The sequence below is a fragment of the Actinacidiphila sp. bgisy167 genome (genome assembly GCF_057707665.1).
This window is the reverse complement of sequence record NZ_JBYIQP010000002.1, coordinates 53,820-74,267: the sequence shown is the minus strand read 5'-3', so window position 1 is coordinate 74,267 and position 20,448 is coordinate 53,820. Positions and strand designations below refer to the sequence as shown.

Below are 20,448 nucleotides of genomic sequence, written 5' to 3'. Positions count from 1 at the left end.
GCGAGGCGTCCCCGCAGTACAGTTGAAGGATTCCGTCCAATGGAATGCGCTTTCCGTAGCCCGACGGCCACCGCCCGCCCCACGACCGCCGCTCACGGCGTCGCCTGCCTGGTCAGGGCCGGTAGGCTGCGCTTTCACCACCGTCCGCCTGGGGAGGAAACGTGGCGTCAGACCGCGCCGGGGGCGTCCAGTCCATCGAACGCGCCTTCGACCTGCTGGAGCGGATGGCCGACGCGGGCGGCGAGGTGGGCCTCAGCGAACTGTCCGCGAGCAGCGGGCTCCCCCTGCCCACGATCCACCGGCTGATGCGCACCCTGGTCGGCTGCGGCTACGTGCGCCAGCAGCCCAACCGCCGCTACGCGCTCGGCCCCCGGCTGATCCGCCTCGGCGAGAGCTCGGCCCGCCTCCTGGGCACCTGGGCCCGCCCCTATCTGGCGGAACTGGTCGAGGCCACCGGCGAGACCGCCAACATGGCCCTCCTCGACGGCGACGAGGTCGTCTACATCGCCCAGGTCCCCTCACGCCACTCGATGCGGATGTTCACCGAGGTCGGGCGGCGCGTCCTGCCGCACAGCACCGGCGTCGGCAAGGCCCTGCTGGCGCACGTCCCCCCGGAGGAGGTACGGGCCCTGCTGGCCCGCACCGGCATGCCGGCGGCCACCGAGCGGACCATCGTCGACCCGGACGCCTTCCTCGCCGAGCTGGAGCGCATCCGCGCCCAGGGCTACGCCGTGGACGACAACGAGCAGGAGGTCGGTGTGCGCTGCCTGGCCGTCACGGTCCCCGACTCCCCCACGGCCGCCGCCATCTCCATCTCCGGACCCGCCGGACGGGTCACGGAGGCGGCCGTCGAGAAGATCGTGCCGGTGCTGCAAGGCGTGGCGCGGAGTCTGTCGGCCGCACTGACCGGCAGCGGCGCCGCCTGACCCCGGGCACCACCACCTTTCGCCCCAGCGGGTACAGCTCTTGCCTCACCTATCGAAAGTCGATAGCTTTCCATCGAAGGACGATCGAGGGAGAGGCAATGGGAAAGCTGACGCTGCTCGCGCTGCGTGCCGTGCTCGCGGTGCTGCTCGCGGGTTCGGTGTGCATACAGGCACTGATGGTGTGGGCGCTGGCCACCGACCCGGAGGACGGGTCGCTCCCGCTGACCCCGCTGCGCCTGGTCACGATCCTGGGCCTCGTGGCGGCCCAGGTGGCCCTGGTCTGCGTATGGCGGTTGGTGGCGATGGTGCGGCGTGGCACCGTGTTCTCCCACGCCGCCTTCCGCTACGTGGACGTCATGATCGGCGCCATCGTGGCGGCCGCCCTCGTCTGGTTCGCTGTCACCCTGCTCAATGCGCCGGGCCAGCGGGACGACCCCGGTGTCACGGTCATCATGGGCGGCGTCGGCGTGGCCGTCCTCGGGGTCGCGCTCATCGTGCTCGTGCTGCGGATGCTGCTCGCCCAGGCCGTCGCCCGCGACGTCGAGGCCGCACGGATGCGGGACGAACTGGCCGAGGTGATCTGATGCCGATCGCCGTCGACATCGACGTGATGCTGGCCAGACGCAAGATGTCCGTGGGCGAACTCGCGGACCGCGTCGGGATCACCCCCGCCAACCTGGCCGTGCTCAAGAACGGCCGCGCCAAGGCGGTGCGCTTCGCGACCCTCGCCGCGCTCTGCGAGGTGCTGGAGTGCCAGCCGGGCGACCTGCTGCGCTGGGAGGCCGACGAACCCGCGACGGCCGACGCGCGAACGGTCTGATGCCCACGCCCCCGGCCGGGCGCGCCGGGTCGGCACGGGGTGACGGCGGCGCCCGGCGGGGTGACGGCGGCGTGCGCCCGGCGGGGTGACGGCAGCCACGGCTGCTTGACCTCGAGCGCACTCCACGACCTACGGTCGTCACCGTAGCGACCACGACGGACGGTGGAACCATGCGACTGGGACTGCACCTCACGAAGTTCGACCACCCCGCGGGACCCGCCGGCCTCGCGCCCGCGCTCGCCGCCGCCGGTGAGGCCGCCGAGTCGGCCGGCGCGAGCTGGCTGTCGGTGATGGACCACTATTTCCAAATGGAGAACAACGGCGGCGCCGAGGCCGCGATGCTGGAGGCCTACACGACTCTGGGCTTCCTCGCCGCCCGCACCTCCTCCGTCCGGCTGGGCGTCCTCGTCACCGGGGTCACCTACCGCCACCCCGGCCTGCTGGCGAAGATCGCGACCACCCTCGACGTCCTGTCCGGCGGCCGGGCGACCCTCGGCCTCGGGGCGGCCTGGTACGCACGCGAGCACCTGGGCCTGGGCGTGCCCTTCCCGCCACTCGCGGAGCGCTTCGAACGGCTGGAGGAGACGCTGCGGATCTGCCTGCAGATGTGGGACCAGGACGACGACGGCCCCTTCGACGGCACGCACTACTCCCTGGCGGAGACCCTCGGCCACCCGGCCCCGGTGAGCACACCCCGCCCGGAGATCATGATCGGGGGCGGCGGCGAGCGCAAGACGCTCCGCCTGGTCGCGCGCTACGCCGACGCCTGCAACCTCTTCGCCTCCTCGACCGCCGAGGTCGCGCACAAGCTCGAGGTGCTGCGGGCGCACTGCGACGAGGCCGGACGCGACTACGCGCGGATCCGCAAGACCCTGCTCTTCGCCGGCGACTCCCTCCGCAGCGGTGACACCGATGCCTTCGTCGCCGACATGGCCGGTTACGCCGCGCTCGGCGTCGACACGGTCATCGTGATGCCACCGGACGCCGAGCCGGCCGGCTGGATCGAGAGCCGCTGCGCTCCGGCCGTGCCCCGGCTGGCCGAGCTCGGGGGCTGACCGGCCCCGGCCCCGCCGTCACGGCCGCTCCCCCAGCCGCCCGCGCAAAGACGCCCGGCCCGGCACCGCGCCCCCGCGAGGGCCGGGCGTCCTCATGGCAGGCCCCCGACGACGCGGGCCGTGGACGACCGGACCGGCAAAGGCCCGGACGACAGGGCGCGGCGGCGCCCCGGGTCACTGCGGGCGCGGGGCGCCGAACAGCTCGATGGCCCCCCGCACCTCGGCGAGGGCGCCGGCCAGCGCACTCACGGAGCCGAGCGATCCGGCGATCACCAGCAGGCCGCGGCGCAGCCGCAGGACGTCCGGGACACCGGCGGCGGCCGCGGCGGCCAGCGCCGTCAGCTCGTCCTCGGCGATGCGCCGGTCCGGTAAGTCGGCGCGGTACCCGGCAAGTTCACGGCGGCAACGGGCCACCGCGGCCCGCAGGGCGGTCACCCGCGGGTCGAGGCTGCCGCCCTCGTCGACCGCCACACGGGCAGTCATGTCCTTCACCACTGATACGTCCCCCACGAGTAGGCCCCGGTCATCCCCCAGGCCGGCCGGCCCCATCCGACCCGCCTTGTCGGGGAGGACATTAAACGCGACGGAACGCTCCCCCCGCTACACACAGAGCGAAATCCGTTCCGACCGCGCGCCGCCCGTCACACCCCGCCGCCGCCACCCGCGCGGGCCGCGACCCGGTTCCAGTCCACGAGCCGCCAACCGCCCCCGGCACGCCACCAGCGGGCCATCGAGGCGTTAACCACACGGGCGTCGCCGGGCGGCGGCGTCCCGAGCAGGCCGCACAACGCCAGCACCACCGCGTCGTGCGTGACGACCAGCAGCGGCGGCCCCGGACGGGCGACGACATCCGCCGCAAAGTCCCGGACACGGGCCTCGACGTCCCGCACCGACTCCCCACCCGGCGGGCGGTACACGGCCTCACCCTCGCGCTCGCGCCGCCGCGCCTGCTCCGGGAAGCGCTCACGGATCTCCTCCGGGGTGAGGAGCTCCAGCAGGCCCATCTGGCGGTCCCGGAGCCGCTCGTCACAGGTGACGGGCAGCGGTGCGCCGCCCGCGGCCACAAGGACCTCCTGGACGGCCCTCAGGGTCTGCCGGGCCCGAACGAAGGGCGAGCAGCAGACCCGGCCGGGCGCCTCGGCGTCGGGCAGGGCCAGCAGATCGCGGCCGAGCAGCGCCGACTGCTCCCGGCCGAGCGCGGTCAGCGCCACGTCGGCGTCCCGGACCCCGGGCAGGGACCTGCCTCGGGCGAAAGCCGCGTTCGCCTCGCTCTCGCCGTGCCGCACGGCGATGATCCAGCTCGTCATGCCAGTCCTTTCCCCACTCCCCCGTCCGCGGTATCCAGGAGGCGTGAGACATCCAGGAGGCGTGGAACGCGACGCGGGCACGGGCGCCGTCGCCGGGCTGCTGCTCGCGGCAGGCGGGGGCAGGCGGCTGGGCGGCCGCCCGAAGGCGCTGCTGGAGTACGGCGGCCGTCCGCTGGTCGAGCACGCGGCGGCGACGCTGCGCGCCGGCGGCTGCGGCCCGGTCCACATCGTGCTGGGCGCGGCGGCCGCGCAGGTGCGCCGGCAGGCCGCCCTGGACGGCTACGCCGTCACCGTGAACCCGCACTGGGAGCAGGGCATGGGCTCCTCGCTGCGCGCCGGCCTCGATGCGCTGGCGGGCACCGGCGCGCCGGCCGTCGTCGTGCTCCTGGTGGACCAGCCGGGGATCGGGGCCGCGGCGGTGGCCCGGGTCGCCGCCGCCTGCGCCTCGCCGCGCACCCTCGCCCGTGCCACCTACGGCGGCAGGCCCGGCCACCCGATCCTGCTGGGCGCCGCCCACTGGCCGCCGATCGCCGCGAGTGCGGTGGGGGACCGGGGGGCACGCTCCTACCTGAGGCGGCACGCGGAGGCGATCGTGCACGTCGAGTGCGGGGACGTCGCGGATCCCGCCGACATCGACACCCCGGACGACCTCCGGCTGCTGGCGGCGCCGCCGGAGCGGCCGGAGCCCCCGGCACCGAATACCACAGAACGTTGAAGTTCCGCAATGCAGAAACTATGCTCCACACAGCAGAAGCGCCCGTACGGTCGGCGCGCCTCGCGGCCCTCCCCCGCCCGGACCGGCGCCCCGAGCCGACCGGGGCGCGGCGGCCGCCCGGCTCCCCCGGCCGCACGCCACCCCTCACCGGCAAGAGGAGAGTCAGGGACATGTCCGCACCAGGCCCCGCACCGCACGCCGTCGTCGCCGACACCGCACCCCCCGTCGCGCGCGCCGAGGAGGTACTGACCGACGAGGCACTCGCCTTCCTCGCCGAACTGCACCGCCGGTTCACGCCGCGCCGCGACGAACTCCTCGCCAAGCGCAGGGAACGCCGCGCCGAGATCGCCCGCACCGGCACCCTGGACTTCCTCCCGGAAACCGCCCACATCCGCGAGGGCGACTGGCGGGTCGCCGGCGCCCCCACCGCGCTGAACGACCGCCGCGTGGAGATCACCGGCCCCACCGACCGCAAGATGACCATCAACGCCCTCAACTCCGGTGCCCGCATCTGGCTCGCCGACTTCGAGGACGCCTCCGCCCCCACCTGGCAGAACGTCATCGGCGGCCAGGTCAACCTGATCGACGCCTACGAACGCCGCATCGACTTCACCACCCCTGAAGGCAAGTCCTACGCGCTGGCGGACGAGAAGGACCTCGCCACCGTCGTCATGCGCCCCCGCGGCTGGCACCTCGACGAACGCCACCTCACCGTCGACGGCGAACCCGTCCCCGGCGCCCTCGCCGACTTCGGCCTCTACTTCTTCCACAACGCCCGGCGCCTGCTCGCCAAGGGCAAGGGCCCCTACTTCTACCTCCCCAAGACCGAGTCGCACCTCGAAGCCCGCCTGTGGAACGACGTGTTCGTCTTCGCCGAGGACCACCTGGGCGTCGAACAGGGCGTCATCCGCGCCACCGTCCTCATCGAGACCATCACCGCGGCCTTCGAGATGGACGAGATCCTCTACGAGCTGCGCGACCACGCCTCCGGCCTCAACGCCGGCCGCTGGGACTACCTGTTCTCCATCGTGAAGAACTTCCGCGACGCGGGCGAACGCTACGTCCTGCCCGACCGCAACGCCGTGACGATGACCGCCCCCTTCATGCGCGCCTACACCGACCTGCTCGTCCGCACCTGCCACAAACGCGGCGCCCACGCCATCGGCGGCATGGCCGCCTTCATCCCCTCCCGGCGCGACGCCGAGGCCAACGCCGTCGCCTTCGACAAGGTCAGGGCCGACAAGGACCGCGAGGCCCACGACGGCTTCGACGGCTCCTGGGTGGCCCATCCCGACCTCGTGCCCATCGCCCGCGCCTGTTTCGACGCCGTCCTCGGCGACCGGCCCCACCAGAAGGACCGGCTGCGCGAGGACGTCCACGTCACCGCCGCCGACCTGCTGGCCGTCGACTCCCTCGACGCCAGACCCACCTACGAGGGGCTGCGCAACGCCGTCCAGGTCGGCACCCGCTACATCGAGTCGTGGCTGCGCGGCTCGGGCGCCGTCGCCATCTTCAACCTGATGGAGGACGCGGCCACGGCCGAGATCTCCCGCTCCCAGATCTGGCAGTGGGTGAACGCGGGCGTGGTCCTCGCCGACACCGGAGAGAAGGTCACGGCCGACCTCGTACGCTCCCTCGCCGATCGCGAACTCGCGGCCGTCCGCGAGGAGACCGGCGCACAGGCCTTCGCCGCCGGACGCTGGCAGCAGGCCCACGACCTGCTGCTGAAGACGGCGCTCGACGAGGACTACGTCGACTTCCTGACGCTGCCGGCATACGAACTGCTCGACTGAACCGGGGCCGCCGCCCTCCCGGAGCGACGGCCGGCCGGTCAGGCTCGCCCGCCTGACCGGCCGGCCCGACGCCGTGCTCAGGCCTGGCCGGTGTCGAAACGGCTGATCTTCCCGTCGTCCACGGTGAAGCGCCACTTCGTGCGCATCTCGCCCCACGCGTCATTGCGGTAGTCCGCGATCAGGGTGAGCCCCGAGGAGTCCTGGGACTGCACGTCCATGTGGCCGTGGGACTCGAAGATCTCGCGCTCCGCCCACTCCTTCAGGTCGCGGTCGGAGCCGTCGTCGGACATCGTCGCGTTCTCGGCCAGCGCGGCCTCGAACGCCTCCCGGTCCCCGGAGTTCACCGCCGAGACGAAGGCGCGGACGGCGGGCTCGTTGAGGGCGTCGGTGCGGATCATCGCTGCTGCTCCCTGTGCTCAAGGATCGTGGCACCAGCCTCGCCCGAGCGGACCTGCCGCGCTACCCGGCCCCTGTGCACGGCCCGCCGTTCACCCGCGCGGACCGGCACCGCTGGCCCCTCGCCCACACCGCGGGGACCCTTGCGGCCCGGCGCCGCGGCACGCCCAGCAGCCCGTGCGGGGGCGGACGAAAGTCTGGGCCCTTGCATTACTCTCTGTGTCCGACTGTCGGCGCCCGCCCCTACCCTGCTGAGGGTGAACACGCCCGCCCTCCCCCAGCTGCGTGCGGCGCTGGAAAGCGCCCTCGCCGACCCGGCCATCGCCACCTCCCGGTCCCGGGAGCAACGCCTGCGCAAGGCCACCGCGGTACTGGAACGCGCGGCCGCCGACGTCCCGCCGCACGCCCTGCGCGGCCTCGACGACCTGTTCGACGACGCCGTTCTCGGCCACCCGGGTCAGCCGGACACCGTGCTCGGCCGCATCGCGGCCGGCCGCTACCGCACCCGGGGCGGCCAGGTCGGCCGCCCGCTCACCCCCGCCAGCCAGCGCGACATCATGGACGGCGTCGCCGACCTCAACCGGGCCGCCGGGCGCCCCGCGTTCGCCTGGCAGGCCCGCGGGATGCGCCCGTGGTCCAAGCACACGAAGGAGCCGCTCGACTTCACCGGGCACATCGTGCTGCGCCGGGCGCTGAGCACCCCCGGGGAGCCGCGCCGCGAGCCGTACCGGCTGCGGATGCTGGCGGCGTTGGAGCTGCTGTGGGCTACGGCGGTGCCCCGCGAGGGCCTGGTGGCCGCCGACGTCACCGATCTGTCGGCCGGGGAGTCCCGCATCCGGCTCACCGTGAACCTGCCCGGCAGGACCACGGCGACCCGGCAGGAGTTCGCGCTCCCCCGGTCGGCGCGGGCGGCGCTGCGGCTGTGGCTGCCCGTGCGCCGGGAGGTCGTCGCGCGGCACCTTTCGGCGGGACCGGACCATCCCGCCAACCAGGCGCTGTTCATCACCCTGAGGCACACGGTCGCCGAACCGGCCTCCGGCGCCGCCCGGATGGTGCCGCCCGGCATCCGCATCACCGGAAACGGCCTGGAGACCGACTACAGCAAGTGGGCGCGCAGACTCAACGGCGACCACGCGGGGCAGAAGGGCTGGCCGGTGCCGACCGACCTCTACACCGTCGCCCGCGGCGGCGCGGTCCTGCGCGAGGCGCAGGGCCGCCTCCAGGGGCGGGGCCCGGCGGTGCGCCGTTCGACGTGAACACCGCAGGCGGGTCGGGTGCGGCCAGGTCCCGCACCGCCCCGAAGCCCGCGGCCGGCCGCGCGGGTCAGCCCGCCCGACCGGCGATCCGCGCGAGCCGCCGTGCCTCGTCCCGGGTGGCGCGCGCGATGGCTTCCTCGTCAGCGGTGACCAGGCGGCCGTCCTCGACCACCGGGCGGCCGTCGACCAGGGAGAGGGTCACGGGGGCCGGCGCGCCGAGGACCAGCGCGGCGACCGGGTCGGCGATCGAGGCGTGGGCGAGGGTGTCCATCCGCCACAGGACGAGGTCCGCCAGTTTCCCTGGCTCCAGGGAGCCGATCTGCTCGGCCCGGCCGAGCACCCGGGCGCCCCCGTATGTGCCCAGCCGCAGCGCCTGACGGGTCGTCAACGCGGCTTCCCGGTGGGCGCCGAGGCGGTTGACGAGCAGGGCGTTGCGCAGCTCGGTCCGCAGCTCGCCCGCTTCGTTGGACGCGGTGCCGTCCACGCCGAGGCCCACCGGGACGCCGGCCGCGAGCATGTCGGGGACGCGCGCGATCCCGGCGGCCAGGCGGGCGTTGGAGGACGGGCAGTGGGCGACGCCGGTCCGGGTGCGGGCGAAGGCGGCGATGTCGGAGTCGGCCATGTGGACGCAGTGCGCCATCCAGACGTCCTCGCCGAGCCAGCCGGTGGACTCGAAGTAGTCCGTCGGCCCCATGCCGAACAGCTCCTTGCAGAACTGCTCCTCCTCCACGGTCTCGCTGCCGTGGGTGTGCAGGCGCACCTCCTTGCGCCGGGCCAGTTCCGCCCCCTGGCGCAGCAGTTCGGTGGAGACCGAGAACGGCGAGCAGGGGGCGACGGCGATCTGCGTCATGGCGTCGAACGCGGCGTCGTGGTGCTCGTCGATCGTCTCCTCGGTGGCGGCCAGCGCCGCGTCGAGGGTCTCGACGGCGAAGTCCGGGGGCAGTCCGCCGTCGGACTCGCCGCGGTCCATCGAGCCGCGGGCGAGGGTGAAGCGCACACCCATGCCGGCGGCGGCCCGGATGATGGAGCCGGACAGGTCGCCGGCGCCGCGCGGGAAGACGTAGTGGTGGTCCATGGCGGTGGTGACACCGCCGAGGGCCATCATCGCCAGGGAGCCCTGGGCGGCCGCGTGGGTCATCTGCTCGTCGATCCGCGCCCAGGTGGGGTAGAGCTCGACGAGCCAGCCGAAGAGGTTGCGGTCGGTGGCCAGGCCCCTGGTGATCCACTGGTAGAAGTGGTGGTGGGTGTTGACCAGGCCGGGAGTGAGCAGGTGGCCGGTGCCGTCCACCCTGCGTACGACGCCGTCCAGTCCGGTGGGCGCGGGTCCCGGGCCGACGGACTCGATGCGGTTGCCGGCGACGACGACATGGCCTGACGGGTACTCCGTGTCGTGCGCGTCGACGGTGGCCACGGCACAGTTCTCGATGACGACGCGCTGCGCGAAGACAGTCATGGGCGGGGCCTCTCAGTCCGTCACCGGGATGCGGGGCTCGGCGCCCTCGCGCAGGACCGTGCCCTCGATGAGGCCGTAGGGGCGGTCGGCCGCGAAGTACACCGCGCTGTCGAGGGTGTCGTTCTCGAGGCCGAGCGGCTCGAGGTCGACGAGGAAGTGGTGCTTGTTGGGGAGCGAGAGCCGTACTTCGTCGATCTCGGGGCGGTGCTCGACGACCCGGTCCCCCATCGCGTACAGCGTCTGCTGCAGGGAGAGCGAGTAGGTGCCGGCGAAGGCGTCGAGGAGGTGGCGGCGCACCTCGGCGTAGGACTCCTGCCACCGCGGGGCGGGGTCCTCGTCGCGGGTCCAGTTGAATCGCCAGCGGGCGCTGACCTCAGTGGCGAGGACGCGGTCACCGGTCTCGCGCAGCGTGGTGTAGCGGTCCTTGACGAAGCCCCGGAACTCGGAGTCGGTGGTGTTCATGACGACGAGGTCCTTGAGCCCGGAGACGATCTGCCAGCGCGCGCCGTCGTAGGCGACCTCGGTGGTGCGGGTCTCCCGGCCGCCGCGGACGAAGGAGTGCTCCGGCGCGATCCGCTCCCACGCGTACTCCTCGATGCGGATCCTGGCCCGGTCGATGGACTCCTGGCTGGTGACGAAGTGCCGGGCGAGGTGGATGCCGAACTGCTCGACGGACGCGACGCCGTACTGCTTGGCGAAGGCGAAGACCGTGTTCTTGGCGGTGTCGGTGGGCAGCACTGCGGCGTTGCTGCCGTGGTAGTGGACGTCGTCCATGGCGCCGGAGAGGGCGACGGAGACGTTCAGGTCCTTGACGTGGTGGGTCGCGCCGTCGCGGGTGACGTGGACGACGCGGGTCTCCGCCTTGCCGTACTGGTTCTGGCCGAGTCGGGTGGACGGCATGTCGGTGCTAGCTCCCTCGGTATACGGAGTAGCCGAACGGGTTGAGCAGCAGCGGTACGTGGTAGTGCTCGCCCGGCTCGACGGCGAAGACGGTCGCCACCTCCGGGAAGAAGGCGCCGCCGCCCCGGTCGGCGAGGTAGTGCTCGGTGGCGAACTCCAGCCGGACGTGGGTGGTGCCGTCCGGCAGGTCGGGCAGGTCCTTGCAGCGGCCGTCGGCGTCGGTCTCAAAGGCGCCGTGCGGCACCCAGGCGGCGTCGCTGCCGGAGCGCACCGCGAGCGTGACGGGCACACCCCCCGCGGGGCGGCCGCGGCTGGTGTCCAGGACGTGCGTGGAGACGGAGGTCATGGGGGGTCTTCCTGAGCGGCGCCTCCGAAGAGGCGCGTGAGGCGGACGCGGTTGATCCCCGCGAGTTCGGTGCGGACGATCTCGCGCTCGGTGTCCGGGTCGTTGCCGATCCGCTCCTCGAGCGCGGCCAGCATCTGCTCGCCGGTCCTGCCGGTGGCGCAGATGAGGAAGACGTGGCCGTGCCGCTCCTGGTAGGCGAGGTTCAGCGCGAGCAGTTCCTCGCGCTGGCCGTCCCGCACGCCGCGCTGTTCACGGGCGGAGACCGGGTCGCCGGGGCGGGGACGGCCGATCGGCGGGTGGCCCGCCATCGCCTCGGCCAGGTCGTCGGCGGTGAGGCCGGCCGTGGCGGCGTCGGAGGCGGCGAGGAGCGCGTCGAGGGTGCCGTACGGGCGGGCCGCCAGGACGGCGGCGCCCCAGGAGCGGCTCGCGCAGACCTCGCGCAGCAGCGCTGCCGCCTCCGGTCCGCCGGAGGCGTCGAACCGGGCCAGGCCCGGGAAGGGACGGGACGTCACAACGGCACGCTAGAAGCGTCCACCATGCGACGTCAACAGTTTGTTGAAAGGTCGCCACCCATGACGCCCGGACGGACGCCGGATGCGCGGAGCCGGGGGCCCTGGCAGCGAGCAGGCCCCCAGGGGGAGACCGCCAACGATCTTTCCCGGCGCCGGTTCGGTCCGGGAAGGAGGACGGGGGCGCGCCGCCCGGGGCTGGTGGCGTGCCGGTGCTGGTGAAAGTGGGCCCGGTGGGATCCGGGCCGGCCCTATCCATCGCCCTTCGCCGCGTTCTCCCTGTTGAGGTAGTTGTAGACGGTGAAGCGGCTCACGCCGAGCGCCGAGGCGACCGTCTCGACCCCGTGCCGCACCGAGAAGGCGCCGCGTTCCTCAAGGCTGCGGACGATCATCTGCTTCTCCTTCCGCCCCAGTTCCGACAACTCCTTGCCGTGCCGGCGCCGGAGGTCGGCCAGGATGTGGTCGAGCGAGTCCGCGAGGTGCGGGAGCCGTACGGCGACGACCTCCGCGCCCTCCCAGCTGAGCACCACGTCGTCACCGCGCGCCTCGGCCGGGGGCACCAGTTCGGCGCCCAGCGCGTCGGCGAGCGGCCTGATCGCCGCGCTGAACGGATGCTCGTCCGCCTCGGTCACCGGTCCGCCTCCCGAAGGACGTTGACTTGCAGCGACACCCTGGTCGCGCCGGCCTCCAGGGTGCGCCGCAGCAGCTCGCCGACGACCGCGACGACCTGCTCCGTCCCGCCCTCCGCCGAGTTGCCGAAGGGGCCGACGTCGACGGCGTCCAGTCCGGCCGTCTCCAGGACCTCGCGGCCGACCACGGCGTGGCGCGGGGGCTCGGACAGGTCGAACGGCTCGGTGGTGAATTCGACTCTCAAGCGCACGTCCTCAACCTAGCTGGTCAGGGGCTTGCCCGGACATCCCCCTTGACAGCCGCAGTCCGGCTCCTAGACTTCCGTTAGGCAGAAACAAGTTTCCGTATTACGGAAGGGCGCATGTGATGGGCTTCGACTCCACGCGCTTCGATGTGAACCTCTCGATCCTCTTCACGGAACTCCCGCTGCTGGAGCGTCCCGCGGCGGCCGCCGCGGCCGGCTTCTCCGCGGTCGAGCTGTGGTGGCCGTGGACCCGGATGCCGACCCCTCCGCAGTCCGAACTCGACGCCCTGCGGGACGCCCTGCGGGAGGCCGGCACCCAGTTGGTGGGGCTGAACTTCTACGCGGGCGAGCTCCCCGGCCCCGACCGCGGCGCCCTGTCCGTGCCGGGCGAGGAGTCCGCGCGCTTCCGCGCCAACATCGACGTCGCCGCCGACTTCGCCCGCTCCGTGGGCTGCACGGCGCTCAACGCGCTCTACGGCAACCGGATGGAGGGCGTGAGTCCCGAGGCGCAGGACGAACTCGCCCTGGAGAACCTGGTCAGGGCCGCGCACGCGGCCCACCGGGTCGGCGCGGTGCTGCTGGTCGAGGCCCTGAACAAGCCGGAGTCGCCGGACTACCCGCTGGTGAGCGCCGCCGCCGCGGTCGAGGTCGTCGACAAGGTCAACGCCGAGACGGGTCTGGACAACGCCCGGTTCCTGCTCGACCTCTACCACCTGTCGATGAACGGCGAGGACCTGCCCGCCGTGATCGACGCCTACGCGGACCGCACCGGCCACGTCCAGATCGCCGACGACCCCGGCCGGGGCGCGCCCGGCACGGGTTCCCTGCCGCTCGCCGCCCTCCTGGACCGGCTCCACGACGCCGGCTACGACGGCTGGGTCGGCCTGGAGTACAAGCCGGGCCCGCAGGGCAGCGCCGCCTCCTTCGACTGGCTCACCCCCGCCGACAAGTGATCCGGAGAGGACATCATGACCACCGTACTTCCGAGGGTCGCGTGGATCGGCCTCGGCATCATGGGCTCCCCCATGTCGGAGAACCTGATCAAGGCCGGGTACCCCGTCACCGGCTACACCCTTGAGCAGGACAAGCTCGACCGCCTGGCCGCGGCGGGCGGCACGCCCGCCGGATCGGTCGCGGAGGCCGTGAAGGAGGCCGACGTCGTCGTCACCATGGTGCCGGCCTCCCCCCAGGTGGAGGCCGTCGCCTACGGCGAGGACGGCATCCTGGCCAACGCCCGGCCGGGCACCCTGCTGATCGACATGTCCTCGATCACCCCGCAGACCTCGGTCGACCTCGCCGCCGCGGCGGCGGACAAGGGGATCCGCGTCCTGGACGCGCCCGTCTCGGGTGGCGAGGCGGGAGCGATCGAGGCGGTGCTGTCGATCATGGTGGGGGGCGATCAGGCCGACTTCGACGAGGCGCGGCCCCTGTTCGACGCCCTCGGCAAGACCGTCGTCCTGTGCGGTCCGCACGGCGCCGGGCAGACCGTCAAGGCGGCCAACCAGCTGATCGTGGCGGTGAACATCCAGGCCTGCGCGGAGGCGGTGGTCTTCCTGGAGAAGTCCGGCGTCGACCTCAGCGCGGCGCTGGACGTGCTGAACGGCGGTCTCGCCGGATCCACGGTGCTGACCCGCAAGAAGCGCAACTTCCTCGACCGCGAGTTCGCCCCGGGCTTCCGCATCGACCTGCACCACAAGGACATGGGCATCGTCACCGACGCCGCCCGCACCGTCGGCGCCGCCCTACCCGTCGGCTCGGTGGTGGCGAACCTCGTCGCCTCGCTGCGGGCCCAGGGCGACGGCGGCCTCGACCACTCCGCCCTGCTGCGCGGAGTGGAGCGCCTGTCCGGTCTCCCGGCCAGGGGCTGACCCCGGTTTCCGGGCGGCGGCGCCCCGACCTGTCGTGTCGCGCCCGATGGGGCGCCGCCGCCCGGATCACGAACGTCCGCGCCGCCGAGAGCTTCTGAGGGGTAGGTCGAGGCGGCGCGGACCGGGCCCGCCCGGGGACCGGTGACCGCGACCGGGCCGGGGGCGGGACCGGGCCCCGGGCGGCGGTCGTCGCGTGACGCGGTCGCTGCGTGACCCGGCAGCCGCGTACCGCGACCGGGGACGCCAAGGCGGGTGCGCGAGGGGCGCCTCGTACGCGACGATGGACGGCAGGACCGTACCGCCGAGCACCCGGCGCGCGCCCGGCGAGCACCGCCGTCGCCGGACCGCCGTCGCCGGACCGCCGGTGACCGCCGCCGCACCGCCCAGGAGTCGCGAACCATGGCAGAGAGCGTGCCCGTGCGCTGTCCGGCCTGCCGCCGGGAGCACGCCTACACCGCACCCGCCTTCCCCTGCGCCTGCGGCACGCCGCTGGCCCTGCCGATCCTGCGCGGCGGCATCCCGCTGCGGATCCGCCACCGTTCCTGGGACGACTCCTGGGTGGCCATGCGCTGCCCGGACTGCGGCCGTGACGACCAGTGGCCGCAGCCCGAACTCGACTGCGACTGCGGGGCGGTGGTCCGGCTGCCGGTGGACACCCGGGCCCTGCGGGTGCCCGAGCGCCCGGTCGCCCCGGCGCGGCGGGCCTTCCCGGGGCCGGCGGCGCCCGCGCCGCGGCCGCCGTTCCGGCCGGTGACCATCCGTACCGCGCGGGACGCGGTCGCCGCCGCCGCGCAGTACCTGAAGTGGCTGGGCTTCGCCGATGTCCGCACGGCGGGGGACCGTTCGGCCAACGGCATCGACCTGCGCGGTGACGGGGTCGTGGCCCAGGTCGACCCTGCGACGCGGCCCACTCCCCCGCGGGACGTCGAGACCCTCTGGCTCAACTGCCTCAACGAGGACTGTGCCGGCGCCTTCTTCTCCCTGGCGGGCTACGCCCACGACGCACGCCTGCGCGCGGACCGGCTGGGGGTGCCGCTCTTCGTCATGGACCTCACCGGAACGCCTCAGCCGGTCAACAACGCCGCGGACATCCTCATCAGAAGGGGCCCCCGCGCCACGCCCTGAGCCGCGCGAGCTCTGCCCAGCCCTTCACCGTCCGTGGTCACTCGGGTCGCGCGACCGCCGCTCCCGGGGGAGTATCGAGAGGTTCCCCTCCGTACGGCAATCCCATGACTACGTCAAGGACGCAGCGATGTCTACGGCCCTTCTGAAGCGCAAGCTCGACAAATCCTTCCGCCGTCTGGACACGGACGGCAACGGATATGCCGAGCGCGCCGACTTCCAGGACGTCGGCGCGCGGCTGATCCACGGCTTCGGCATGTCCCCCACCTCTCCCAAGGGCAAGGCGGTGGCGGTGCGGCTGGACGCCGTCTGGGCGGAACTGGCGGCGTACGCCGACACGGACCGCGACGGGCGGCTGTCGTCCGTGGAATACCACCACGGGATGACCAAGGCCTTCATCGAGGGACCCGCCTTCGACCCCGTCTTCCATCCGGCGGCCGAGGCCGTCGTCCACCTGTGCGACACCGACGGCGACGGCCGCGTCGGGCGCGGGGAGTTCGAGGTCCTGCAACGGGCCTTCAACACCCCCGGCACCGACATCGCGGCGGCCTTCAACCGCCTCGATGCCGACGGCGACGGCTGCGTGAGCACGGCCGACCTGGTGGCGGCCATCCGCGCCTACTACATCGGCACCGACCCCGAGGCGCCCGGCAACTGGCTGTTCGGACCGCTCTGAACGGGTAGCGGCCGGCGCGCCGGACACCTCGGGGAGGTGCGCGTGGAGCCCGGCCGCCGCGCCCGGGAGGTCAGGACGGGGCGGCCGGTGGCAGGGCGTACGAGCGCGCTCAGGGGCTCGTGAGCGGGATGATCTCGGTGGGCGCGTGGCCGGGTTCGGTGGCCAGCTCCTCGAACTCCACGACGTTGCCGATGTCGTTGGTGACGCTCATGGCGATGTTGGTGACCCGCTCCAGGATCGCCTCGACGACCACCGGCACCCGGTACTCGGCCGCGAGCTTCTTCGCCTGCTCGAAGGCGGCACCGAGGTCGGCGGGGTCGGTGACCCGGATCGCCTTGCAGCCCAGGCCCTCGGCGACCTTGACGTGGTCGACGCCGTAGACCCCCAGCTCGGGCGAGTTGACGTTCTCGAACTCCAGGTTGACCTGGAAGTCGATGTCGAACGCCCGCTGCGCCTGGCGGATCAGGCCCAGATAGGAGTTGTTCACCAACACGTGCACATACGGGATGCGGTGCTGCGCCCCGACCGCCAACTCCTCGATCATGAACTGGAAGTCGTAGTCGCCCGAGAGCGCCACCACCGGCGTCCCCGGGTCGGCCTTCGCCACGCCCAGGGCGGCCGGCACGGTCCAGCCGAGAGGGCCGGCCTGGCCGCAGTTGATCCAGTGGCGCGGCCGGTAGACGTGCAGCATCTGCGCGCCCGCGATCTGGGAGAGGCCGATCGTGGTGACGTAGCGGGTGTCGGGGCCGAAGGCGCGGTTCATCTCCTCGTACACGCGCTGCGGCTTGATCGGGATGTCGTCGAAGTGCGTGCGGCGGTGCAGCGTCGCCTTGCGTTCCCGGGCGGACGCCGCCCAGGCCGAGCGGTCCGGCAGCTCGCCCGCGGCCCGCAGCTCCCGGGCCACCTCGACGAACAGCTCGAGCGCGGCGCCGGCGTCGGAGGTGATCCCGTAGTCGGGGGCGAAGATCTTGCCGATCTGGGTGGGCTCGATGTCGACGTGCACAAAGGCGCGGCCCTTGGTGTAGACGTTGATCCGGCCGGTGTGGCGGTTGGCCCAGCGGTTGCCGATGCCGAGGACGAAGTCCGACTCCAGGAAGGTCGCGTTGCCGTAGCGGTGCGAGGTCTGGAGGCCCACCATGCCCGCGTTGAGCTCGTGGTCGTCCGGGATGGCGCCCCAGCCCATCAGGGTCGGCACCACCGGGGTGCCGGTGAGTTCGGCGAACTCCACCAGCAGACCGGCCGCGTCGGCGTTGATCACCCCGCCGCCGGCCACGATCAGCGGCCGCTGGGCGGCGGTCATCATGGCGAGGGCCTTCTCGATCTGCCGGCGGGTGGCGGCGGGCTTCCAGACCGGCAGCGGCTCGTACGTCTCGGGGTCGAACTCGATCTCGGTGAGCTGGACGTCGACCGGCAGGTCGATCAGGACCGGCCCGGGGCGTCCGGAGCGCATGAGGTGGAAGGCCTTCTGGAAGACGCCGGGCACCTGGGCCGCCTCGAGGACGGTGGTGGCGGCCTTGGTCACGGGCGCGGCGATGGCCGCGATGTCCACGGCCTGGAAGTCCTCCTTGTGGATCACCGAGGTGGGCGCCTGGCCGGTGATGCAGAGGATCGGGATCGAGTCCCCGGTCGCCGAGTAGAGGCCGGTGATCATGTCGGTGCCGGCGGGACCGGAGGTGCCGATGCAGACGCCGATGTTGCCGTGGGCGGTGCGCGTGTAGCCCTCGGCCATGTGGGAGGCGCCCTCCACGTGGCGGGCCAGCGTGTGCTGGATGCCGCCCGACTCCTTGAGGGCGGCGTAGAAGGGGTTGATCGCGGCACCGGGCACGCCGAAGGCGGTGTCCACGCCCTCGCGCTTGAGGATCTCCACTGCCGCTCGGGCGGCGGTCATTCGAGGCATTCGGTCACTCCTGCGTCGTCCTGCGGTCCAGGTGGTCGCGCCCGGGGCTCACATTTCACATTGCGGAAGAGTTCTTTTGCCATGCGGAACTACTGTGAACATAAGGTGCCTTGGCAGGCGGGTCAAGAAGCAGATGCGAAAGCGGTGGGGCAAGCGGCCGATCGCTGCCTCCGCTGAGCGGCTCGCCGACGGTCTTCGGACTGGGTCAGCACCGCCTGTTCCCACCGCCGTCCTCCCGTCCGGCTGCCTCGCCGCGCGCACGGGTTCCGTGGTCGGATGGGGTGGTCGGCCGGGCCGTGACCGGTTGGGGTGCACGGCAGAGCAGGCACGGCACTCGCACTTCCGGGCATCACCGACCCCGGCCCTCTCGGAACGTGATCACGCCCTGTACTGCAGGCGGGCTGGGGCTCGCGGCTCGCCAGGCAGAACTGCGGCGAGGCGGCCGAGCGCTTCTCGCACTCGAAGTGCGACTTTCTTGCTCTCGCAGGTGAAGAGGTGTGCGGAAGTCGGCCGCCTCCGGCACCACCGAGGCCGGCCAGGGGTGGGCGGTCGCCGGCGGATTCTCCGTCGGCTGCTGGTACACCTGCCCACGTGTCCCTGACCGGCACGAACGGGGATTCGGAAGTCCGGCATGGCGATCACTGGTCCGTGCCTGGTCCCGACCGTTCCATCAGGGAATCAGCTGGACCCGCCCAGCACGATCTTCCACACTCGGGTCGCCACCTGGAGGTTCAGCCGGTCCTCGACGTTCGCGAGGTCGTTGCCGCTGATGTCGCGGATGCGCTTGAGCCGGTAGCGCAGCGTGCTGCGGTGGATCGCGAGGGACTCGGCGGTCTCGTCGTAGTTGCCGCCGCAGTCGAAGTAGCGGGACAGGGTCTCCGCCATGGTCGTGTGGTGCCGGGAGTCGTAGTCGATGAGCTGCCCGAGCCACTCGTTGACGAACGTCTCCAGTTCCCTGTGATCGTTGCCGGGTCCGAGGATGCGGTAGAGGCCGAGCTCGTCGAAGAACGTCGTGCCGTAGTGCTCGCGCGAGTGGCGGCGCACGTCCAGGGCGCGCTGCGCCTCCTGGTAGCGGTGGGGGATGTCGTCCAGGGAGTCGCAACGGGCGCTCACCCCGATCGTCGCGGACCGTGTCCCGGTCTCCTGGGCGAGCGCCTCGTACAGCGCGCGGGCGTGCGGCCTGTCGTCGGCGATGAGGACGACATGGTCGGAACGTGGGGTCAGCAGCGAGCGTATGCCCACGCCGGAGGCCGCCCGACCCACGGTCTGCGCGAAGGAGTCGTCCGCAGTCCGGTCCGACCGCTGCACCACGACGACGTAGTGACTGCGGTGCAGGTCGTACCCGGCTGCCTCGGACCGGGCGTAGGCGCTCGCCTCGTCCGCCCCTGCCAGGAGGTCGTCGACCAGCTCGCGGTGCAGCCTCAGCTCCACTTCGGCCAGGTCGCGCAGGTGCGCCAGCTCCAGGGCGAGCGACGTGGCGGCGTATTCCAGCGCGAGCACGGTGTGCTCGTCGGCCTCGTTCCGGGCATCGACCAGGGCCAGCACGCCCAGGATCTCGCCGTGCGGGCGGACCAGGGTGACCAGTCGGTCCTTTATCCGCACCGGCCCGGCCTCCCGGGCGACAGCGCGCAGCATTTCGTCCTGGCGCAAGGGGTCCGGTTCCGGATAGGGGTCGGGTCGGCTGGGCCCGGTCCAGGACCTCAGTCGACCGAAGCGGTCCTCGACCAGCGCGGAGAGTCCAGTGAGCCCATGCAGTGCGCGGGTGACGGCTTCCTCGCCGCCGCCCGAGGCGGCGACGTCGGCCATGAGCGCGTGAACGACGCGCTGATACCCCAGCTCGGCCGCGACCGAGATCAGCTGCCGCTGGAGGGCTGTGCGTTCCTCCCTCAGCCGGTGCAGTTCCAGCGCGTCCTCGCGTCGGCGGCGGTGTGCGAAGGCGACCGACAGTGCGGCGGCGGTGTGCCGGACGAGCGTGACGAGCAGGGAGTACTCGGCCTCGGTGGGCCGGGAGCGGGAGGTCACCACGAGGTAGCCGTGGAGCCTGTCGAGTCCGCGTAGCCCCAGGGCCCGGCCCCAGGGCCGGCCGGGTACGGTCACAGGGCCGTCCTGCCCGGCCAGCTCCCGCACCCTGCAGTCCACGGCCGCGGCATGGATCTCCCCGTTCCCCGTGCTGGGGACCAGCTCGCCGTCCACCTCGAGGTATCCGGCCTCGGCGCTGTACGGCCCGGCGGCGGCTACATGGCTCATGGCCAGGCGCAGGATCTCGCCTTCGTCCGGGGTGTCGAACAGGGCGTGGGAGAGCGCCATCAGTTCGTGAGGGGCATGGCCGGCTGGGACGGGAGCGGGTGGGCGGGGCTCTTTCCCCGCGGTCCTGGGGGGCCGCCTGGTACTGCCCCGCGGAGGGCTGCCCTCCCGGTCGGAGCGCCGGCGGTACAGGTTGTGCGCCTGGCTGCTGACCATGGGATCACTCCGTTCTCTCCAACCCTACAGGGAGGCGAGCGGTGTTTCGCGTGCCCGCTCACGGGCCGGCTCCTC

22 protein-coding genes are annotated in these 20,448 nt (G+C 72.8%); 11 read left to right on the top strand and 11 right to left on the bottom strand.

Annotated elements, in window-relative coordinates; genetic code table 11:
• Positions 1-161: 161 nt before the first annotated feature.
• The 4 genes from AC3ET4_RS01385 to AC3ET4_RS01370 all read left to right on the top strand — a co-directional run bounded on the left by AC3ET4_RS01385 (position 162) and on the right by AC3ET4_RS01370 (position 2,801).
• Positions 162-926: an IclR family transcriptional regulator gene (locus AC3ET4_RS01385; protein WP_431944923.1), complete on the top strand. Its 765-nt coding sequence runs from the start codon at positions 162-164 to the stop codon at positions 924-926.
• A gap of 98 nt (positions 927-1,024) precedes the next feature.
• Positions 1,025-1,510 (top strand): DUF2975 domain-containing protein, encoded by a 486-nt coding sequence (locus AC3ET4_RS01380; RefSeq protein ID WP_431944921.1) that lies wholly within the window; start codon positions 1,025-1,027, stop codon positions 1,508-1,510.
• Positions 1,510-1,746, top strand: coding sequence for a helix-turn-helix domain-containing protein (locus tag AC3ET4_RS01375; protein ID WP_431944919.1), 237 nt, complete (start codon positions 1,510-1,512; stop codon positions 1,744-1,746). The genes AC3ET4_RS01380 and AC3ET4_RS01375 overlap by 1 nt, the downstream gene beginning before the upstream one ends.
• Positions 1,747-1,916: 170 nt before the next feature.
• A complete protein-coding gene (locus AC3ET4_RS01370) occupies positions 1,917-2,801 on the top strand; it encodes an LLM class F420-dependent oxidoreductase (protein ID WP_431944917.1) in 885 nt (294 codons plus the stop codon).
• A 174-nt stretch (positions 2,802-2,975) separates the two neighbouring features.
• Here AC3ET4_RS01370 and AC3ET4_RS01365 read toward each other — a convergent pair whose 3' ends face one another.
• Together AC3ET4_RS01365 and AC3ET4_RS01360 are read right to left on the bottom strand one after the other, a co-directional pair.
• A complete protein-coding gene (locus AC3ET4_RS01365) occupies positions 2,976-3,284 on the bottom strand; it encodes a DUF5955 family protein (RefSeq protein WP_431944915.1) in 309 nt (102 codons plus the stop codon).
• Positions 3,285-3,442: 158 nt separating this feature from the next.
• Positions 3,443-4,108 carry a histidine phosphatase family protein gene (locus AC3ET4_RS01360; protein ID WP_431944913.1) on the bottom strand — a complete coding sequence of 222 codons (666 nt, stop codon included), beginning with the start codon at positions 4,106-4,108 and terminating at the stop codon, positions 3,443-3,445.
• 61 nt (positions 4,109-4,169) lie between these two features.
• Here AC3ET4_RS01360 and AC3ET4_RS01355 point away from each other — a divergent pair, with 61 nt between their 5' ends.
• Positions 4,170-4,823 carry a nucleotidyltransferase family protein gene (locus AC3ET4_RS01355; protein ID WP_431945079.1) on the top strand — a complete coding sequence of 218 codons (654 nt, stop codon included), beginning with the start codon at positions 4,170-4,172 and terminating at the stop codon, positions 4,821-4,823.
• A 170-nt stretch (positions 4,824-4,993) separates the two neighbouring features.
• The gene (aceB, locus tag AC3ET4_RS01350; protein ID WP_431944911.1) at positions 4,994-6,616 is read left to right on the top strand and encodes a malate synthase A; all 1,623 of its coding nucleotides are present in this window, start codon (positions 4,994-4,996) and stop codon (positions 6,614-6,616) included.
• A 77-nt stretch (positions 6,617-6,693) separates the two neighbouring features.
• Here aceB and AC3ET4_RS01345 read toward each other — a convergent pair whose 3' ends face one another.
• A complete protein-coding gene (locus AC3ET4_RS01345; RefSeq protein WP_431944909.1) occupies positions 6,694-7,014 on the bottom strand; it encodes a nuclear transport factor 2-like protein in 321 nt (106 codons plus the stop codon).
• A gap of 255 nt (positions 7,015-7,269) precedes the next feature.
• On the opposite strand from AC3ET4_RS01345, the gene AC3ET4_RS01340 reads away from it, so the two are divergent.
• Positions 7,270-8,268 carry a hypothetical protein gene (locus AC3ET4_RS01340; RefSeq protein WP_431944907.1) on the top strand — a complete coding sequence of 333 codons (999 nt, stop codon included), beginning with the start codon at positions 7,270-7,272 and terminating at the stop codon, positions 8,266-8,268.
• A gap of 67 nt (positions 8,269-8,335) precedes the next feature.
• Here the strand turns inward: AC3ET4_RS01340 and AC3ET4_RS01335 are convergent, their stop codons facing one another.
• From AC3ET4_RS01335 to AC3ET4_RS01310, 6 genes are all read right to left on the bottom strand, one after another.
• Positions 8,336-9,721 (bottom strand): 8-oxoguanine deaminase, encoded by a 1,386-nt coding sequence (locus AC3ET4_RS01335; protein ID WP_431944905.1) that lies wholly within the window; start codon positions 9,719-9,721, stop codon positions 8,336-8,338.
• A gap of 12 nt (positions 9,722-9,733) precedes the next feature.
• Positions 9,734-10,621, bottom strand: coding sequence for a factor-independent urate hydroxylase (gene pucL / locus AC3ET4_RS01330; RefSeq protein ID WP_431944903.1), 888 nt, complete (start codon positions 10,619-10,621; stop codon positions 9,734-9,736).
• A gap of 7 nt (positions 10,622-10,628) precedes the next feature.
• Entirely contained in the window at positions 10,629-10,967 is a 339-nt protein-coding gene (gene uraH / locus AC3ET4_RS01325; RefSeq protein WP_431944901.1) for a hydroxyisourate hydrolase, read from the bottom strand.
• Positions 10,964-11,479, bottom strand: coding sequence for a 2-oxo-4-hydroxy-4-carboxy-5-ureidoimidazoline decarboxylase (uraD, locus tag AC3ET4_RS01320; protein WP_431944899.1), 516 nt, complete (start codon positions 11,477-11,479; stop codon positions 10,964-10,966). The genes uraH and uraD overlap by 4 nt, the downstream gene beginning before the upstream one ends.
• 248 nt (positions 11,480-11,727) lie before the next feature.
• Complete coding sequence (locus tag AC3ET4_RS01315; protein WP_431944897.1) at positions 11,728-12,108, bottom strand: helix-turn-helix domain-containing protein; 381 nt, start codon at positions 12,106-12,108, stop codon at positions 11,728-11,730.
• Positions 12,105-12,356, bottom strand: coding sequence for a YkoF family thiamine-binding protein (locus AC3ET4_RS01310; RefSeq protein WP_431944895.1), 252 nt, complete (start codon positions 12,354-12,356; stop codon positions 12,105-12,107). Before AC3ET4_RS01310 ends, AC3ET4_RS01315 begins: the two co-directional genes overlap by 4 nt.
• Before the next feature lie 116 nt (positions 12,357-12,472).
• Here AC3ET4_RS01310 and AC3ET4_RS01305 point away from each other — a divergent pair, with 116 nt between their 5' ends.
• From AC3ET4_RS01305 to AC3ET4_RS01290, 4 genes are all read left to right on the top strand, one after another.
• Complete coding sequence (locus tag AC3ET4_RS01305; protein WP_431944893.1) at positions 12,473-13,303, top strand: TIM barrel protein; 831 nt, start codon at positions 12,473-12,475, stop codon at positions 13,301-13,303.
• Between the two features lie 15 nt (positions 13,304-13,318).
• Positions 13,319-14,218, top strand: coding sequence for a 2-hydroxy-3-oxopropionate reductase (locus AC3ET4_RS01300; RefSeq protein WP_431944891.1), 900 nt, complete (start codon positions 13,319-13,321; stop codon positions 14,216-14,218).
• A 399-nt stretch (positions 14,219-14,617) separates the two neighbouring features.
• Positions 14,618-15,343, top strand: coding sequence for a hypothetical protein (locus tag AC3ET4_RS01295; RefSeq protein ID WP_431944889.1), 726 nt, complete (start codon positions 14,618-14,620; stop codon positions 15,341-15,343).
• 127 nt (positions 15,344-15,470) lie between these two features.
• Positions 15,471-16,016, top strand: a complete 546-nt coding sequence (locus AC3ET4_RS01290; protein ID WP_431944887.1) for an EF-hand domain-containing protein — start codon at positions 15,471-15,473, stop codon at positions 16,014-16,016.
• A 109-nt stretch (positions 16,017-16,125) separates the two neighbouring features.
• On the opposite strand, the gene gcl is transcribed toward AC3ET4_RS01290, so the two are convergent.
• Both gcl and AC3ET4_RS01280 read right to left on the bottom strand, forming a co-directional pair.
• A complete protein-coding gene (gcl, locus tag AC3ET4_RS01285) occupies positions 16,126-17,913 on the bottom strand; it encodes a glyoxylate carboligase (protein ID WP_431944886.1) in 1,788 nt (595 codons plus the stop codon).
• Positions 17,914-18,591: 678 nt separating this feature from the next.
• Positions 18,592-20,220, bottom strand: a complete 1,629-nt coding sequence (locus AC3ET4_RS01280) for a PucR family transcriptional regulator (protein WP_431944884.1) — start codon at positions 20,218-20,220, stop codon at positions 18,592-18,594.
• Positions 20,221-20,448 lie beyond the last annotated feature (228 nt).

Excerpts from the sequence above, each read along its gene's own strand:
- AC3ET4_RS01380 (WP_431944921.1), top strand. The coding sequence starts at position 1,025 with ATGGGAAAGCTGACGCTGCTCGCGCTGCGTGCCGTGCTCGCGGTGCTG.
- AC3ET4_RS01375 (WP_431944919.1), top strand. The coding sequence starts at position 1,510 with ATGCCGATCGCCGTCGACATCGACGTGATGCTGGCCAGACGCAAGATG.
- AC3ET4_RS01370 (WP_431944917.1), top strand. The coding sequence starts at position 1,917 with ATGCGACTGGGACTGCACCTCACGAAGTTCGACCACCCCGCGGGACCC.
- AC3ET4_RS01365 (WP_431944915.1), bottom strand. The coding sequence starts at position 3,284 with ATGACTGCCCGTGTGGCGGTCGACGAGGGCGGCAGCCTCGACCCGCGG.
- AC3ET4_RS01360 (WP_431944913.1), bottom strand. The coding sequence starts at position 4,108 with ATGACGAGCTGGATCATCGCCGTGCGGCACGGCGAGAGCGAGGCGAAC.
- aceB (WP_431944911.1), top strand. The coding sequence starts at position 4,994 with ATGTCCGCACCAGGCCCCGCACCGCACGCCGTCGTCGCCGACACCGCA.
- AC3ET4_RS01345 (WP_431944909.1), bottom strand. The coding sequence starts at position 7,014 with ATGATCCGCACCGACGCCCTCAACGAGCCCGCCGTCCGCGCCTTCGTC.
- AC3ET4_RS01335 (WP_431944905.1), bottom strand. The coding sequence starts at position 9,721 with ATGACTGTCTTCGCGCAGCGCGTCGTCATCGAGAACTGTGCCGTGGCC.
- pucL (WP_431944903.1), bottom strand. The coding sequence starts at position 10,621 with ATGCCGTCCACCCGACTCGGCCAGAACCAGTACGGCAAGGCGGAGACC.
- uraH (WP_431944901.1), bottom strand. The coding sequence starts at position 10,967 with ATGACCTCCGTCTCCACGCACGTCCTGGACACCAGCCGCGGCCGCCCC.
- AC3ET4_RS01305 (WP_431944893.1), top strand. The coding sequence starts at position 12,473 with ATGGGCTTCGACTCCACGCGCTTCGATGTGAACCTCTCGATCCTCTTC.
- AC3ET4_RS01300 (WP_431944891.1), top strand. The coding sequence starts at position 13,319 with ATGACCACCGTACTTCCGAGGGTCGCGTGGATCGGCCTCGGCATCATG.
- AC3ET4_RS01295 (WP_431944889.1), top strand. The coding sequence starts at position 14,618 with ATGGCAGAGAGCGTGCCCGTGCGCTGTCCGGCCTGCCGCCGGGAGCAC.
- AC3ET4_RS01290 (WP_431944887.1), top strand. The coding sequence starts at position 15,471 with ATGTCTACGGCCCTTCTGAAGCGCAAGCTCGACAAATCCTTCCGCCGT.
- gcl (WP_431944886.1), bottom strand. The coding sequence starts at position 17,913 with ATGCCTCGAATGACCGCCGCCCGAGCGGCAGTGGAGATCCTCAAGCGC.
- AC3ET4_RS01280 (WP_431944884.1), bottom strand. The coding sequence starts at position 20,220 with ATGGCGCTCTCCCACGCCCTGTTCGACACCCCGGACGAAGGCGAGATC.